This is a genomic window from Pseudomonas sp. R3-57, from assembly GCF_051132065.1.
Classification (GTDB): domain Bacteria; phylum Pseudomonadota; class Gammaproteobacteria; order Pseudomonadales; family Pseudomonadaceae; genus Aquipseudomonas.
This window is the reverse complement of the sequence record NZ_CP071655.1, coordinates 5,109,498-5,124,014: the sequence shown is the minus strand read 5'-3', so window position 1 is coordinate 5,124,014 and position 14,517 is coordinate 5,109,498. Positions and strand designations below refer to the sequence as shown.

Below are 14,517 nucleotides of genomic sequence, written 5' to 3'. Positions count from 1 at the left end.
AGCATGCAGGCCGTAGAAGTGAAAAGCTTCCTTGAAGGAAAGCTGCCAGGAACGCAGGTTGAAGTTGAAGGCGAAGGCTGCAACTTCCAGCTGAACGTGATTAGCGATGAACTGGCGGCGTTGAGCCCGGTCAAGCGTCAGCAAAGCATCTATGCCCATTTGAACCCATGGATCGCTGATGGCAGCATCCACGCGGTCACCATGAAATTTTTCAGCCGCGCGGCCTGGGCCGAGCGCACCTGAGCCCTAGGGCGTCGAGATACTAATGGATAAATTGATTATTACCGGTGGCGCGCGTCTTGATGGCGAGATCCGCATTTCCGGCGCGAAGAACTCTGCTCTGCCAATCCTGGCCGCGACCCTGCTGTGCGATGGCCCGGTGACCGTTGGTAACCTGCCGCACCTGCACGACATCACCACCATGATCGAGCTGTTCGGGCGCATGGGCATTGAGCCGGTGATCGACGAGAAACTCAGCGTCGAAATCGACCCGCGCACCATCAAGACCCTGATCGCCCCGTACGAGCTGGTGAAAACCATGCGTGCGTCGATTCTGGTGCTGGGCCCGATGGTCGCCCGTTTCGGTGAAGCTGAAGTCGCGCTGCCTGGCGGTTGCGCCATCGGTTCGCGTCCGGTCGACCTGCACATCCGTGGCCTCGAAGCCATGGGCGCGGTGATCGACGTCGAAGGCGGCTACATCAAGGCCAAGGCGCCTGAAGGCGGCCTGCGCGGTGCGCACTTCTTCTTCGATACCGTCAGTGTGACCGGTACCGAGAACATCATGATGGCGGCGGCTCTGGCCAAGGGCCGCAGCGTGCTGCAGAACGCCGCCCGCGAACCTGAAGTGGTCGACCTGGCGAACTTCCTCAACGCCATGGGCGCCAAGGTCTCCGGTGCCGGCACCGACACCATCACCATCGATGGCGTCGAGCGTCTGGGTTCGGCTTTCTACAAGGTCATGCCTGACCGTATCGAAACCGGCACCTACCTGGTTGCCGCTGCCGTTACCGGTGGCCGCGTCAAGGTCAAGGACACCGATCCGACCATCCTCGAAGCGGTGCTGGAAAAACTCCGTGAAGCCGGCGCAGAAATCACCTGCGGTGAAGACTGGATCGAGCTGAACATGCACGGCAAACGTCCGAAAGCGGTCAACGTGCGCACCGCGCCGTACCCCGCTTTCCCGACTGACATGCAGGCACAGTTCATCTCGCTCAACGCCATTGCCGAAGGCACTGGTGCGGTGATCGAGACGATCTTCGAAAACCGTTTCATGCATGTGTACGAACTGCACCGCATGGGCGCCAAAATCCAGGTCGAAGGCAACACCGCCATCGTGACCGGTACCGAAAAACTCAAGGGCGCGCCAGTGATGGCCACCGACCTGCGTGCTTCGGCCAGTCTGGTGATCTCGGCGCTGGTTGCCGACGGCGACACGCTGATCGACCGCATCTACCACATCGACCGTGGTTACGAGTGCATCGAAGAAAAACTGCAGATGCTGGGTGCGAAGATCCGTCGCGTTCCGGGCTGATTGCTGCATCGGGACACACGGACGTGTCCACTGAATTCGTTTCGAGTCGAGGGTGTGCGCACCCTCGATGTGTGTCCGGCGCCGATTGCGACCGGGCATGAGTACCTTGATAAGGACTGACGTTTCCCATGTTGACCATCGCACTGTCCAAGGGCCGCATCCTTGACGACACTCTGCCGCTTCTCGCTGAAGCGGGCATCGTGCCGACCGAGAATCCGGACAAGAGCCGCAAGCTGATCATCCCCACTACCCAGGACGACGTGCGTCTGCTGATCGTGCGGGCCACCGACGTGCCGACCTATGTCGAGCATGGCGCGGCCGACCTTGGCGTCGCAGGTAAAGACGTGTTGATGGAATACACCGGCCAGGGCCTGTACGAACCGCTGGACCTGCAGATTGCCCAATGCAAGCTGATGACCGCCGGCAAGATCGGCGCCGCCGAGCCCAAGGGCCGTCTGCGCGTGGCGACCAAGTTCGTCAATGTCGCCAAGCGCTATTACGCCGAGCAGGGCCGTCAGGTCGACATCATCAAGCTGTACGGCTCGATGGAGCTGGCGCCGCTGATCGGTCTGGCCGACAAGATCATCGACGTGGTCGACACCGGCAACACCTTGCGCGCCAACGGTCTGGAACCCCAGGAACTGATCGCCACGATCAGCTCGCGTCTGGTCGTCAACAAGGCTTCGATGAAAATGCAACACGCCCGAATCCAGGCGTTGATCGACACCCTGCGCAACGCAGTGGAATCGCGACACCGCGGCTGATCTACCTGCGCGGCCCGAGGCCGCGCCGTCTATCCGCCTCATAGCCAGAATTCTCAGGTGCCCAAGCGGATCGAATGATAGTTTCGGGCGCCTGAGTTTTTGCCAATTCCTATGAGGCTCTCGCTATGACCGCACCGACTGCAATTCGCCGACTCAACGCTGCTGACCCGGATTTCGCGCATCATCTGGATCATCTGCTGAGCTGGGAAAGTGTGTCTGACGACTCGGTCAATCAGCGCGTGCTGGACATCATCAAAGCCGTGCGCGAGCGCGGCGACGCGGCGCTGGTCGAATTCACCCAGAAGTTCGACGGCCTTGAAGTCGCCTCGATGGCTGACCTGATCCTGCCGCGCGAGCGTCTGGAACTGGCCCTGACCCGCATCACCGTGGCGCAGCGCGAAGCGCTGGAAAAAGCCGCCGCCCGTGTGCGCAGCTACCACGAAAAACAGAAGCAGGATTCCTGGAGCTACACCGAAGCCGACGGCACTGTGCTGGGTCAGAAGGTCACGCCGCTGGATCGCGCCGGTCTCTATGTACCGGGCGGCAAGGCCTCGTACCCGTCCTCTGTGTTGATGAACGCGATTCCGGCGAAAGTGGCTGGCGTCACCGAAGTGGTGATGGTCGTGCCGACGCCGCGCGGTGAAATCAATGAACTGGTGCTGGCCGCCGCGTGCATCGCCGGCGTTGACCGGGTGTTCACCATCGGCGGCGCGCAAGCGGTTGCCGCTCTGGCGTATGGCACCGAAAGCGTGCCGCAAGTCGACAAGGTGGTGGGTCCGGGCAACATTTATGTCGCCACCGCCAAACGCCACGTATTTGGTCAGGTCGGCATCGACATGATCGCCGGGCCTTCGGAAATCCTCGTGGTCTGCGACGGCCAGACCGACCCGGACTGGATCGCCATGGACCTGTTCTCCCAGGCCGAGCACGACGAAGACGCGCAAGCGATCCTGGTCAGCCCGGACGCCGAGTTCCTCGACAAGGTCGCCGCCAGCATCGACAAACTGCTGCCGACCATGGACCGCGCGACCATCATCGAAACCTCGATCAATGGCCGCGGCGCGCTGATTCAAGTCAATGACATGGCCCAGGCCATCGAAGTCGCCAACCGCATCGCCCCGGAACACCTTGAACTGTCGGTCGCTGACCCGCAAGCCTGGTTGCCGCAGATCCGCCACGCCGGCGCGATCTTCATGGGCCGCCACACCTCCGAAGCGCTGGGTGACTACTGCGCCGGTCCGAACCATGTGCTGCCGACGTCCGGCACCGCGCGGTTCTCGTCGCCGCTGGGCGTGTATGACTTCCAGAAGCGTTCATCGATCATCTTCTGCTCCGAGGCCGGTGCCTCCGAACTGGGCAAGACCGCCTCGGTGCTGGCCCGTGGCGAATCGCTCAGCGCCCACGCGCGCAGCGCCGAATACCGCATCAAAGACCAAGACTTTCTGAAAGGGCAGGGGCAATGAGCATGAGTAAATTCTGGAGCCCGTTCGTCAAGGATCTGGTGCCGTATGTGCCGGGCGAACAGCCGAAGCTGAGCCGATTGGTCAAGCTCAATACCAACGAAAACCCCTACGGCCCGTCGCCCAAAGCCCTGGCGGCGATGCAGGCCGAACTCAACGACAACCTGCGCCTGTACCCGGACCCGAACAGCGATCTGCTGAAAAATGCCGTGGCCAGTTACTACGGCGTGCAGAGCAATCAGGTGTTCCTCGGCAACGGTTCGGACGAAGTGCTCGCGCACATCTTCCACGGTCTGTTCCAGCATGATCAGCCGTTGTTGTTCCCGGACATCAGCTACAGCTTCTATCCGGTCTATTGCGGTCTGTACGGCATCCAGTTCGACGCGGTGCCGCTGGATGCACAGTTCCAGATCAACCCGGCCGACTACGCCAAACCCAACGGCGGGATCATTTTCCCCAACCCGAATGCCCCGACCGGCTGCCTGCTGGCGCTCGACGCAGTCGAGCAAATCCTCCAGGCCAGTCCGGATTCGGTGGTGGTGGTGGTCGATGAGGCGTATATCGACTTCGGCGGTGAGACAGCGATCAGTCTGGTGGATCGCTATCCAAACCTGCTGGTCACGCAAACCCTGTCCAAGTCGCGTTCGCTGGCCGGTCTGCGTGTCGGGCTGGCGGTCGGGCATGCCGATCTGATCGAGGCGCTGGAGCGAATCAAGAACAGCTTCAACTCCTATCCGCTGGATCGTCTGGCGAATGTCGGCGCGGCGGCGGCGTTTGAAGATCGCGAGTATTTCGACAAGACCTGCCGTTTGGTCATCGAACACCGCGAGTGGGTGGTTGCGCAGTTGCAGGCCAAGGGCTTTGAAGTGCTGCCATCAGCGGCAAACTTCATCTTCGCCCGGCACCCGCAGCACGACGCGGCGGGGCTGGCGGCCAAACTGCGCGAGCAGGGCGTGATCGTGCGGCACTTCAAGCAGCAGCGGATTGCGCAGTTCTTGCGGATCTCGGTAGGCACGCCGGAGCAGAATCAGGCGCTGATCGATGGGCTTGGCGCTTTATAAAATATGCGCGGATGAGGGGATTCCTGTTCTTGCTACATAGAACAGGAATTCGATCAGACTCGTGATCTTGATGGATTATGAGTCAGTCGTGGTAATTTCAAAGCTCCCTGAAATTGTGTGCTGATCTGCTGTTTCAAATTGAAAAACTCCTTTTGCCGACTTGAAGTTGTCGGCAAAAGTTATGTCCAAGTGTCCCTTCTCTGCAGAATAATTCGTAGATTTAAGAGTTACTTCCCAAGTAGGGTGATGATCCTCCGGGAAATCATTCCGAAACAGTTTCTTGTTATCTCCATCCTCTACCTGTACCGGGTAGCCAATGGTGATGCTGTCTCCCTTGTAAAAGCCCCATATGAACCCGCCGCCAATAGGGAAGCTGTGCATAACTACTAGCGAGTACTCTATCGGCGCGCCATTATTGACTCGATACCGGATAAAGTCCGAGTTTGCGATTTTTCTTAAACTTTTGTTAGCCATTTTTTCTACTCTTCCTATCACCTTTGGAAGTGCAGAGGTTATTGATTTCGCATGGGAACGGCCACTGTCATAAATGACAGTCTTTTAGATCTTTTTGTTTTAGTCCTGTTTGTTTTAGGAAGCAGTTGAGTGCACCAGTGACTACGCGATGCCCCCTCGGAGGTTTTGAAGTGCTGCCTTCAGCGCCCAACTTTCATTTTTGCCTGACACCCAGCATGACGCAGCGGGGCTGGCGGCCAGGTTGCGTGAGCAGGGCGTGATCGTGCGGCACTTCAAACAAGAGCGGATTGCGCAGTTTTTGCGGATCTCGATGGGCACGCCTGAGCAGAATCAGGCGTTGTTCGACGGCCTTGGCGACCTCTAAAAGCAAAAGCCCCTCATCGGAACGCCGCCCGCCTAACCCTCTCCCGGAGGGAGAGGGGACTGAACGAGGAATATTGCCGAGGTTCACCGACTTGAACGATTTGTATTGAATCCATAATCAACTCGGTCTTTCAGGTCGATGTATCCCGCAAGACAACTCGGTCGGCTCCCTCTCCCTCTGGGAGAGGGCTGGGGTGAGGGTGTGCTTTATTCGTGATGCGGCTCGCCCAAGAAAGTCAGCGAACTGAACAACCCTCGGCTATCCACATCCGCACTCCCTTTCACCGGCACCTCAACCTGCGCCGCAATCACATTCAGCCCCTCATTCCTCACCAGCAATTGTGCACGGCCATCCTTGTCGGTCTCGGTACTCAACGTGTTTGGTGAACTGCGATAGTCACCATACAACTTCACCCCCGCCGCCGGTTTGCCATCGAGCAATACGCGCACCGGCAGCGAATTCCCCGGTCCGACCGTCAGCGGATCAACCTCGGGCACAATCAGCAACTTGATCTGCTCGAGCTTCGGCAGCTTCGCGCCGGGCTGGTAAATCGCCAGGCTGTACTTGAAGGTCTGGGTCGCCTCGATGGCACCCGGTACTTTGCTGCGTCCTTCATTGACCCACTTCTTATCCGCAGTCTGCGACCACATGCCATTGTTCAGAGCCACGGCCATCACCGCGGGTGACTTCAACGGTTTCAGGCGTGCGTGATCCGCCAGGCGCTCGACGCTGACCGGAATCATCTTGCCGGCGGCGTCATAGGCCCAGGCACCGCTGATCTTTTGCGCTTTGAAGGCGTTGTCTTCGGCGCCATGACCGTAGACCACTTCGATGTTGCCGCGCCGTTCTTCTGTCCACAGACCATGGGCCGAAACTTGCCCGGCGAACAGGGCGGCGATCAGTACGAGGGTTTTGCCGTGTTGCATGGTTACGTCCTTTTACAGGTTGAGTGTCAGGCTGACGGTGAAATTGCGCGGCTCGCCGGGGTTGACCCAGTAGTTGCTGTAGGAGCGCTCGTAATACTTTTCGTCGAAGAGGTTGTTCAGGTTCAGGCCAACCGTGACGTTGTCGCTGGCCTTGTAATGGGCCAGCAGGTCGACGGTGTGATAGGCCGGCAATTCGAAATCGCTGCCGGATTCGCCCGAGCGGTCGCCGACATAGGTGAACGCTGCGCCAAGGTCCGAGCCGCGCAAATGGCCATCCTGAAACTCATACACGCCGAGCAGGCTGCCACTGCGTTTGGCCACGCCGAGGATGCGGCTGCCGGTGGGGATCGTCGCGTCGCCCTTGGTCACTTCGGCATCGATGTAGGCGAACGCGCCGATGACCCGCACCGCATCGGTCACCTGGCCGGTCACTTGCCAGTCGAAGCCCTGGCTGCGCGCCTTGCCCATGGCGCGACTGGTGTCGGTGGCCGGGTCGAGGGCGAGAACGTTTTCCTTGTCGATGTGAAAGAAGGCGAGGGTGCTGCTCACGCGTTCGTCGAACAGTTCGTTCTTGATACCGATCTCGTAGCCGACGCCTTCTTCCGGGTCGAATGATTTGCCGGCGGCGTCGAGGCCGTTGTTCGGTTTGAACGAGGTCGAGGCGTTGGCAAACAGGCCGGTGCCTGGCATCAGTTGATAGAGCAGGCCGGCGCGCTGGGTGAGGGCGTCATGACGCTGCTTGCTGGTCGCGTTGCGGCTGTGATCGTCGATGTGCTGATCGAAATGTTCGAAGCGCGCGCCGATCATCCCACGCAGCTTATCAGTGACAATGATCTGGTCCTGCGCATTCAGCGCATGGCTTTCGACCTGTTCGAAGAAGTCGGTGCCCGAGCGTGCGCCGCTGGGTTTTGCTTGGCCGTAGACCGGGTTGTAGATGTCGATGGCGTAGGGGCCGCCAGCGAGGGTGGTGACGCGTTCGTTCTTGCGAAAGTTTTCGTACTCGGTACCGAGCAGCAACTCGTGCTGCCACGGGCCGAGGTCGAACAGGCCGCGCAATTCCAGTTGCGTGATGCTGTCGTGCCAGTTGGTGTCGCGCTCGCGATAGCGGCGGTTGACGGTGTGGCCGTCGGCGTTCAGCGCCCGTTGTTCCGAGGCATCGCCCCAAAGTTCGCCTTCCTTGTAATGACTGGCCAGACGCAGTTTCCAGTTGTCGTTCAGGTGATGCTCAAGGGTCGCCTGCAGCAGGTTGTTGTGGTTGTCGATGTTGCCGTCGTCAGGTTCGCCGAGGAAGGTCGAGCGCGAGACACCGCTCCATTTGTTGTTCGGCGCAACGATGCCGCGATCGAAGGTCGAGCTGTGCCGGACGATTTCGCTCTCTACCAGCAACGAGGTGTCCGGGCTCAGTTGCCAACTGATCGAGGGCGCAACAAACACGCGTTTGCTGTCAACGTGATCGCGGAAGCTATGGTTGTCTTCGACCGCGAGGTTGATTCGCGACAGCACATCGCCCTGCTCGTCGAGTGGGGTGTTGACGTCCAGCGCGGTGCGATAACGATCCCAGCTACCGGCGCTGGTCTGCAGGGTCGTAAACGCTTCGGGCTGCGGCTTTTTCGTAACGATGTTCACCGTGCCGCCCGGATCGCCCCGGCCATACAGGCTGGCGGCGGGGCCTTTGAGCACTTCGATACGCTCGATATTGGCGGCGTCCGGTGTGCTTGGGTAGCCGCGGTTGGCGCTGAAACCGTCCTTGTAAAACTCCGATGTGGTGAAGCCGCGCACGCTGTATTCGTAAAGCGTCAGGCCACCGAAGTTGTTCTGCTTCGACACGCCGCCGGCAAAATCCAGCGCCCGCTCGACGCTGGTGCTGCCCAGATCCTTGAGCACACTGGCGGGAACGACGCTGATGGCTTGCGGGATATCGCGGATCGCGGTGTCGGTTTTGGTCGCGCTGGATGAGCGCGTTGCGCGGTAGCCTTTGACGGGGCCGGTAGCCGATTCATAGTCGGAGACGACACTGATCGCTTCGAGCTCGACCGGCTGCGGCTCATCGGCAAAAGCGGGATCGCAGAGCAAACCAAGGGTCAGGCCGAGCAGCGAGGCCTTTTTGCGAGACGACATGTTATGTTGTTCCAATTGTCAGAATTGAAACAATATAACATGCCTTTTGAGAATGTCTGTTATTCGCGCCATTGGCGCGAATAAACTTTTACCCTTCTTTTTCTTTCACCGGTGCCGGTGGCGGGCGCAGGCCGATTTCAGCGGTGAGCTTCAGCTCTTTCCCGTTGCGCATCACCAGAATCGTCACCTTGTCAGTCGGCTTGATCCGCGCCACCTGATTCATCGAACGGCGGCCATCGCCGGCCGGCTCGCCATCGATACTCAGAATCACATCGCCCAGTTGCAGGCCTGCTTTCTGCGCCGGACCGTCACGGAAAATCCCCGCAACCACAATGCCCGGGCGCCCGGACAAGCCAAACGATTCGGCCAGTTCCTGAGTCAGCGGCTGCACTTCGATGCCCAGCCAGCCACGAATGACCTGACCGTGCTCGATGATCGACTTCATCACTTCCATCGCCAGCTTCACCGGAATCGCAAAACCGATGCCCTGCGAGCCGCCGGATTTGGAAAAGATCGCGGTGTTGATGCCGGTGAGGTTGCCGTTGGCATCCACCAGTGCGCCGCCGGAGTTGCCCGGGTTGATCGCCGCGTCGGTCTGAATGAAGTCTTCGTAGTTGTTCAGGCCCAACTGGTTACGCCCGGTGGCGCTGATGATGCCCATGGTCACGGTCTGGCCGACGCCGAACGGGTTGCCGATGGCCAGCGCGACGTCACCGATGCGAATGTTGTCGGAGCGACCGACGGTGATCGCCGGCAGGTTTTTCAGATCGATCTTCAATACCGCGAGATCGGTTTCCGGGTCGCTGCCGATCACGCGGGCGAGGGTTTCGCGGCCGTCCTTGAGCGCCACGACAATCTGGTCGGCGCCGCTGGTGACGTGGTTGTTGGTCAGGATGTAGCCTTCCGGGCTCATGATTACGCCGGAACCGAGGCTCGATTCCATGCGTTTCTGTTTCGGCGAGTTGTCACCGAAGAAGCGTCGGAACTGCGGATCCTCGAACAGCGGATGCGCCGGTTTGTTGATGACCTTGGTGGTGTAGAGATTGACCACCGACGGTGCGGCGATGGATACCGCGTTGGCGTAGGACACCGGCCCCTGCTGCACGCTGGTGGTCTGCGGAGCCTGTTGCAGGTTGACGTCGAGGCTCGGCAGCCCGACCCACTCGGGGTAACGCTGAATGATCAGCAGAGCGATAAGCACACCGGCCAGCAGCGGCCAGCCAAAAAAACGCAGCGCCTTGAGCATTAAGCACGTCCTGGAAAAGTTGCAGGCGGGGTCAGACCGCCCATAATGTCGCGCATTATACGAGGCCGCGCGCGCCTCTGAACGGGATATTTAGGAGTCTTTCATGGCCGTTGCCCTCAGCACCCTCGTCGAAGAAGCCGACCGTTACCTGGCCAGTGCAAAAATCGCCGATTATTGCCCCAACGGTTTACAGGTTGAAGGTCGTCCGCAAGTGATGCGCATCGTCAGCGGCGTCACCGCCAGCCAGGCGTTGCTCGATGCCGCCGTCGAGGCCGAGGCGGATCTGATCCTGGTGCATCACGGTTATTTCTGGAAAGGCGAAAATCCCTGCATCACCGGGATGAAGCAGCGTCGATTGAAAACCCTGCTCAAGCACGACATCAGTTTGCTCGCCTATCACTTGCCGCTGGATCTGCACCCGGACGTCGGCAATAACGTGCAGTTGGCGCGGCAGCTCGACATCACTGTCGAGGGGCCGCTGGACCCGGGTAATCCGAAAGTCGTCGGTCTGGTCGGCTCGCTGAACGAGCCAATGACGGCGCGGGATTTCGCCCGCAAGGTTCAAGAGGTGATGGGTCGTGAGCCGTTGTTGATAGAAGGCAGCGGGATGATTCGTCGGGTCGGCTGGTGCACCGGTGGCGGCCAGGGTTACATCGATCAGGGCGTCGCTGCAGGCGTCGATCTGTTCATCAGCGGTGAGGCCTCCGAACAGACTTTTCACAGTGCCCGCGAAAACGACATCAGCTTCATCGCCGCCGGCCACCACGCCACCGAACGCTACGGTGTACAGGCGTTGGGCGATTATCTGGCGAAACGTTTCGCCCTCGAACACATCTTCATCGATTGCCCGAATCCGATCTGACATGATCGCGTTACCCCTGTAGGAGTGAGCCTGCTCGCGATAGCTTTTCATATCCAGCATAGCGGTGACTGACTCACCGCTATCGCGAGCAGGCTCATTCCTACAAGGGGCTCGCCGCCCAAACGAGTGGGCATATTCATATGCCCTTTCGTTCTAGTAGGCGTCCTGATTAGAAGAGGTCGCTGTGCTAGGATTCCCCGCTCGAACACGGCCCGCTGGCCGTTCATAAGAAAGCTTTCGTGAGTAGCCATGGTCGACAAACTGACGCATCTGAAACAGCTGGAGGCGGAAAGCATCCACATCATCCGCGAGGTGGCCGCCGAGTTCGACAACCCGGTGATGCTGTACTCCATCGGTAAAGACTCCGCCGTGATGCTGCACCTGGCACGCAAGGCGTTCTTCCCGGGCAAACTGCCGTTTCCGGTGATGCACGTCGACACCCGCTGGAAATTCCAGGAAATGTACAAGTTCCGCGACAAGATGGTCGAAGAACTGGGCCTGGACCTCATCACCCATATCAACCCCGATGGCGTGGCGCAGAACATCAACCCGTTCACCCACGGCAGCGCCAAGCACACCGACATCATGAAAACCGAAGGTCTGAAACAGGCCCTCGACAAGCATGGTTTCGACGCAGCCTTCGGTGGTGCCCGTCGCGATGAAGAGAAATCGCGCGCCAAAGAGCGCGTGTACTCGTTCCGTGACAGCAAGCACCGCTGGGACCCGAAAAACCAGCGTCCGGAACTGTGGAACGTCTACAACGGCAAGGTCAACAAGGGCGAATCCATCCGTGTATTCCCGTTGTCGAACTGGACCGAACTGGACATCTGGCAGTACATCTATCTCGAAGGCATTCCGATCGTGCCGCTGTACTTTGCCGCCGAGCGCGAAGTCATCGAGAAGAACGGCACGCTGATCATGATCGACGACGAGCGCATCCTCGAGCACCTGTCCGATGAGGACAAGGCGCGCATCGTCAAAAAGAAAGTGCGGTTCCGCACCCTTGGCTGCTACCCGTTGACGGGCGCGGTGGAGTCCGAGGCCGAAAGCCTCACGGACATCATTCAGGAAATGCTCCTGACGCGAACTTCCGAGCGCCAGGGCCGGGTCATCGACCACGATGGCGCAGGCTCGATGGAAGACAAAAAACGTCAAGGGTACTTTTAAGCTTCGAGTTACAAGCGGCAAGCTGCAAGTTAAAAGCTGTATGCGTAACTTTGCAGTTTGGCGCTTGCGGCCGGTTGCTGCGAGCCGGAATCGGATGACTCGTAATGGATTTCGAGAGACTGGTTGTATGGCAGCGAAGCAAATGTCTGGCGGTGAGGATTTTCAAAGAGTTTGCGCGGTGCGGGGATTTTGGATTCAGGGATCAGATCACCCGTTCTGCACTTTCGGTGCCTTCCAATATTGCTGAAGGCATGGAGCGTCGGAGTTGCAAAGAAAAGGTTCATTTTCTTTGGATTGCGAAAGCTTCTTGTGGAGAGCTGCGCACCCAGATCCTGATAGGCCGAGATATCGCTTACATCGCAGAACCACTGGCTGAAAATTGGATTATGGAGACCCGAGAGCTTTCTAGGATGCTGGTTGGGTTGATCAACAAAATTTCTGACTAGCTGTACGCCGACAAGCTTGCCGCTTGAAGCCTACAGCTTGGAGCTTGAATGCAATGAGCCATGCTTCTGATTTGATCAGCGAGGACATCCTCGCCTACCTGGGCCAGCACGAACGTAAAGAGCTGCTGCGCTTTTTGACCTGCGGTAACGTCGATGACGGCAAGAGCACCCTGATCGGGCGCCTGCTTCACGACTCGAAAATGATCTACGAAGATCACCTTGAAGCGATCACCCGTGACTCGAAGAAAGTCGGCACCACCGGTGACGACATCGACCTAGCGCTGCTGGTCGACGGCCTGCAGGCCGAGCGCGAGCAGGGCATCACCATTGATGTCGCGTATCGCTATTTCTCGACTGCCAAACGCAAATTCATCATCGCCGACACCCCCGGCCATGAGCAGTACACCCGCAACATGGCCACCGGTGCGTCCACCTGTGACCTGGCGATCATTCTGGTCGACGCGCGTTACGGCGTGCAGACCCAGACCCGTCGCCACAGCTTCATTGCATCGCTGCTGGGCATCAAGCACATCGTCGTCGCCATCAACAAGATGGACTTGAAAGACTTCGACGAAGGCGTGTTCGAGTCGATCAAGGCTGACTACCTGAAGTTCGCTGAAGGCTTGAAGATGAAGCCGACCAGCATGCACTTCGTGCCGATGTCGGCCCTCAAGGGCGACAACGTGGTGAACAAGTCCGAGCGCTCGCCGTGGTACACCGGTCAGTCGCTGATGGAGATCCTCGAGACCGTGGAAGTCGCGGGCGATCGCAATTTCAGCGATCTGCGTTTCCCCGTGCAGTACGTCAACCGTCCAAACCTGAACTTCCGTGGTTTCGCCGGTACGCTGGCCAGCGGCATCGTGCACAAGGGCGACGAAGTCGTCGTGTTGCCGTCGGGCAAGAGCAGCCGGGTCAAATCCATCGTCACTTTCGAAGGTGAGCTGGAACACGCAGGCCCAGGTCAGGCCGTAACGCTGACCATGGAAGACGAAATCGACATTTCCCGGGGCGACCTGCTCGTGCATGCCGACAACGTGCCACCGGTCACCGACAGCTTCGAAGCGATGCTGGTGTGGATGGCGGAAGAGCCGATGCTGCCGGGCAAGAAATACGACATCAAGCGCGCCACCAGTTACGTGCCGGGCTCGATTGCCAGCATCGTCAACAAGGTCGACGTGAATACCCTGGAAGAAGGCCCGGCGAGCGCCTTGCAGCTCAACGAAATCGGCAAGGTCAAGGTCGCGCTCGACGCACCGATCGCCCTCGACGGTTACGACAGCAATCGCACCACCGGCGCGTTCATCGTCATTGATCGATTGACCAACGGCACCGTCGGCGCCGGCATGATCGTTGCCCAACCGGTGACCCATGGCACCGCCACGCACCACGGCAAACTGGCGCATGTCGCCACCGAAGAACGTGCCCAGCGCTTTGGCCAGCAACCGGCCACGGTGTTGTTCAGTGGCCTGTCGGGCGCGGGCAAGAGCACCCTGGCGTATGCGGTCGAGCGCAAGCTGTTCGACATGGGCCGGGCGGTGTTCGTGCTGGATGGGCAGAGCCTGCGGCAGGACCTGAATAAAGGTCTGCCACAGGACCGCGCCGGCCGTACCGAGAACTGGCGGCGTGCCGCGCATGTGGCGCGTCAGTTCAACGAAGCGGGTTTGCTGACCCTGGCCGCGTTCGTTGCGCCAAGCGCCGAAGGTCGCGAGCAGGCCAGGGAGCTGATTGGCAAGGAGCGTCTGCTGACGGTCTACGTGCAGGCCTCGCCGAGTGTGTGTGCCGAGCGTGATCCGCAAGGTCTGTACGCTGCTGGCGGCGACAACATCCCGGGCGAATCCTTTCCGTATGATGTGCCGTTGAACGCCGATCTGGTGATCGACACGCAGTCGCTGAGTCTGGAAGACAGCGTCAAGCAAGTGCTGGAGCTGCTGCGTAAACGCGGCGCGATCTAAGCAAAAAAACAGCGGCAAGCTTTTAGCTTGAAGCTGCAAGAAAAAGCCCGCCAGTGAGTGATCATCGGCGGGCTTTTTTTGTTCTTGGTGATGGTTCCCACGCTCCGCGTGGGAACGATCAATCCACCGCTATCGCCAGCAGGCTG

The 14,517-nt window shown here is 59.4% G+C and carries 13 protein-coding genes and 1 pseudogene; 10 read left to right on the top strand and 4 right to left on the bottom strand.

Translation table 11 applies throughout. The features are described 5' to 3' along the window. Positions 1 to 3: 3 nt before the first annotated feature. The 5 genes from J3P93_RS23110 (at position 4) to hisC (ending at position 4,816) form a co-directional block, all read left to right on the top strand. Positions 4 to 243, top strand: a complete 240-nt coding sequence (locus J3P93_RS23110; protein WP_003221710.1) for a BolA family protein — start codon at positions 4 to 6, stop codon at positions 241 to 243. Between the two features lie 22 nt (positions 244 to 265). After that, positions 266 to 1,531, top strand: a complete 1,266-nt coding sequence (murA, locus tag J3P93_RS23105; RefSeq protein ID WP_434592302.1) for a UDP-N-acetylglucosamine 1-carboxyvinyltransferase — start codon at positions 266 to 268, stop codon at positions 1,529 to 1,531. A 128-nt stretch (positions 1,532 to 1,659) separates the two neighbouring features. Continuing rightward, positions 1,660 to 2,295 carry an ATP phosphoribosyltransferase gene (hisG, locus tag J3P93_RS23100; protein WP_007967226.1) on the top strand — a complete coding sequence of 212 codons (636 nt, stop codon included), beginning with the start codon at positions 1,660 to 1,662 and terminating at the stop codon, positions 2,293 to 2,295. Positions 2,296 to 2,420: 125 nt separating this feature from the next. Continuing rightward, positions 2,421 to 3,758, top strand: coding sequence for a histidinol dehydrogenase (hisD, locus tag J3P93_RS23095; RefSeq protein ID WP_434592298.1), 1,338 nt, complete (start codon positions 2,421 to 2,423; stop codon positions 3,756 to 3,758). 2 nt (positions 3,759 to 3,760) lie between these two features. Then, the gene (gene hisC / locus J3P93_RS23090; protein WP_434592296.1) at positions 3,761 to 4,816 is read left to right on the top strand and encodes a histidinol-phosphate transaminase; all 1,056 of its coding nucleotides are present in this window, start codon (positions 3,761 to 3,763) and stop codon (positions 4,814 to 4,816) included. A gap of 75 nt (positions 4,817 to 4,891) precedes the next feature. On the opposite strand, the gene J3P93_RS23085 is transcribed toward hisC, so the two are convergent. Next, entirely contained in the window at positions 4,892 to 5,290 is a 399-nt protein-coding gene (locus J3P93_RS23085) for a hypothetical protein (protein ID WP_434592293.1), read from the bottom strand. A 161-nt stretch (positions 5,291 to 5,451) separates the two neighbouring features. Between J3P93_RS23085 and J3P93_RS23080 the strand changes: the two are divergent. After that, positions 5,452 to 5,654, top strand: a pseudogene (locus tag J3P93_RS23080) (aminotransferase class I/II-fold pyridoxal phosphate-dependent enzyme); the annotation flags it as partial. 206 nt (positions 5,655 to 5,860) lie between these two features. Here J3P93_RS23080 and J3P93_RS23075 read toward each other — a convergent pair. The 3 genes from J3P93_RS23075 to algW form a co-directional block, all read right to left on the bottom strand. After that, the gene (locus J3P93_RS23075) at positions 5,861 to 6,580 is read right to left on the bottom strand and encodes a DUF4198 domain-containing protein (protein WP_434592291.1); all 720 of its coding nucleotides are present in this window, start codon (positions 6,578 to 6,580) and stop codon (positions 5,861 to 5,863) included. 12 nt (positions 6,581 to 6,592) lie between these two features. Further along, a complete protein-coding gene (locus tag J3P93_RS23070) occupies positions 6,593 to 8,698 on the bottom strand; it encodes a TonB-dependent siderophore receptor (protein ID WP_434592288.1) in 2,106 nt (701 codons plus the stop codon). An 88-nt stretch (positions 8,699 to 8,786) separates the two neighbouring features. Further along, positions 8,787 to 9,944: a Do family serine endopeptidase AlgW gene (gene algW / locus J3P93_RS23065; RefSeq protein ID WP_434592286.1), complete on the bottom strand. Its 1,158-nt coding sequence runs from the start codon at positions 9,942 to 9,944 to the stop codon at positions 8,787 to 8,789. A gap of 103 nt (positions 9,945 to 10,047) precedes the next feature. Between algW and J3P93_RS23060 the strand changes: the two genes are divergently transcribed. The 4 genes from J3P93_RS23060 to cysN all read left to right on the top strand — a co-directional run bounded on the left by J3P93_RS23060 (position 10,048) and on the right by cysN (position 14,371). Next, on the top strand, positions 10,048 to 10,806 hold the full coding sequence (locus J3P93_RS23060; RefSeq protein ID WP_434592284.1) for a Nif3-like dinuclear metal center hexameric protein: 759 nt from the start codon (positions 10,048 to 10,050) through the stop codon (positions 10,804 to 10,806). Positions 10,807 to 11,055: 249 nt separating this feature from the next. Further along, entirely contained in the window at positions 11,056 to 11,973 is a 918-nt protein-coding gene (gene cysD / locus J3P93_RS23055) for a sulfate adenylyltransferase subunit CysD (protein WP_007912374.1), read from the top strand. Positions 11,974 to 12,077: 104 nt separating this feature from the next. After that, positions 12,078 to 12,419, top strand: a complete 342-nt coding sequence (locus J3P93_RS23050; protein ID WP_434592282.1) for a four helix bundle protein — start codon at positions 12,078 to 12,080, stop codon at positions 12,417 to 12,419. 53 nt (positions 12,420 to 12,472) lie between these two features. Continuing rightward, positions 12,473 to 14,371 (top strand): sulfate adenylyltransferase subunit CysN, encoded by a 1,899-nt coding sequence (cysN, locus tag J3P93_RS23045; RefSeq protein ID WP_434592280.1) that lies wholly within the window; start codon positions 12,473 to 12,475, stop codon positions 14,369 to 14,371. Positions 14,372 to 14,517 lie beyond the last annotated feature (146 nt).

What these genes read in the sequence shown, in the direction of transcription:
- J3P93_RS23110 (WP_003221710.1), top strand. Translation starts at nt 4, where the DNA reads ATGCAGGCCGTAGAAGTGAAAAGCTTCCTTGAAGGAAAGCTGCCAGGA.
- murA (WP_434592302.1), top strand. Translation starts at nt 266, where the DNA reads ATGGATAAATTGATTATTACCGGTGGCGCGCGTCTTGATGGCGAGATC.
- hisG (WP_007967226.1), top strand. Translation starts at nt 1,660, where the DNA reads ATGTTGACCATCGCACTGTCCAAGGGCCGCATCCTTGACGACACTCTG.
- hisD (WP_434592298.1), top strand. Translation starts at nt 2,421, where the DNA reads ATGACCGCACCGACTGCAATTCGCCGACTCAACGCTGCTGACCCGGAT.
- hisC (WP_434592296.1), top strand. Translation starts at nt 3,761, where the DNA reads ATGAGTAAATTCTGGAGCCCGTTCGTCAAGGATCTGGTGCCGTATGTG.
- J3P93_RS23085 (WP_434592293.1), bottom strand. Translation starts at nt 5,290, where the DNA reads ATGGCTAACAAAAGTTTAAGAAAAATCGCAAACTCGGACTTTATCCGG.
- J3P93_RS23075 (WP_434592291.1), bottom strand. Translation starts at nt 6,580, where the DNA reads ATGCAACACGGCAAAACCCTCGTACTGATCGCCGCCCTGTTCGCCGGG.
- J3P93_RS23070 (WP_434592288.1), bottom strand. Translation starts at nt 8,698, where the DNA reads ATGTCGTCTCGCAAAAAGGCCTCGCTGCTCGGCCTGACCCTTGGTTTG.
- algW (WP_434592286.1), bottom strand. Translation starts at nt 9,944, where the DNA reads ATGCTCAAGGCGCTGCGTTTTTTTGGCTGGCCGCTGCTGGCCGGTGTG.
- J3P93_RS23060 (WP_434592284.1), top strand. Translation starts at nt 10,048, where the DNA reads ATGGCCGTTGCCCTCAGCACCCTCGTCGAAGAAGCCGACCGTTACCTG.
- cysD (WP_007912374.1), top strand. Translation starts at nt 11,056, where the DNA reads ATGGTCGACAAACTGACGCATCTGAAACAGCTGGAGGCGGAAAGCATC.
- J3P93_RS23050 (WP_434592282.1), top strand. Translation starts at nt 12,078, where the DNA reads ATGGATTTCGAGAGACTGGTTGTATGGCAGCGAAGCAAATGTCTGGCG.
- cysN (WP_434592280.1), top strand. Translation starts at nt 12,473, where the DNA reads ATGAGCCATGCTTCTGATTTGATCAGCGAGGACATCCTCGCCTACCTG.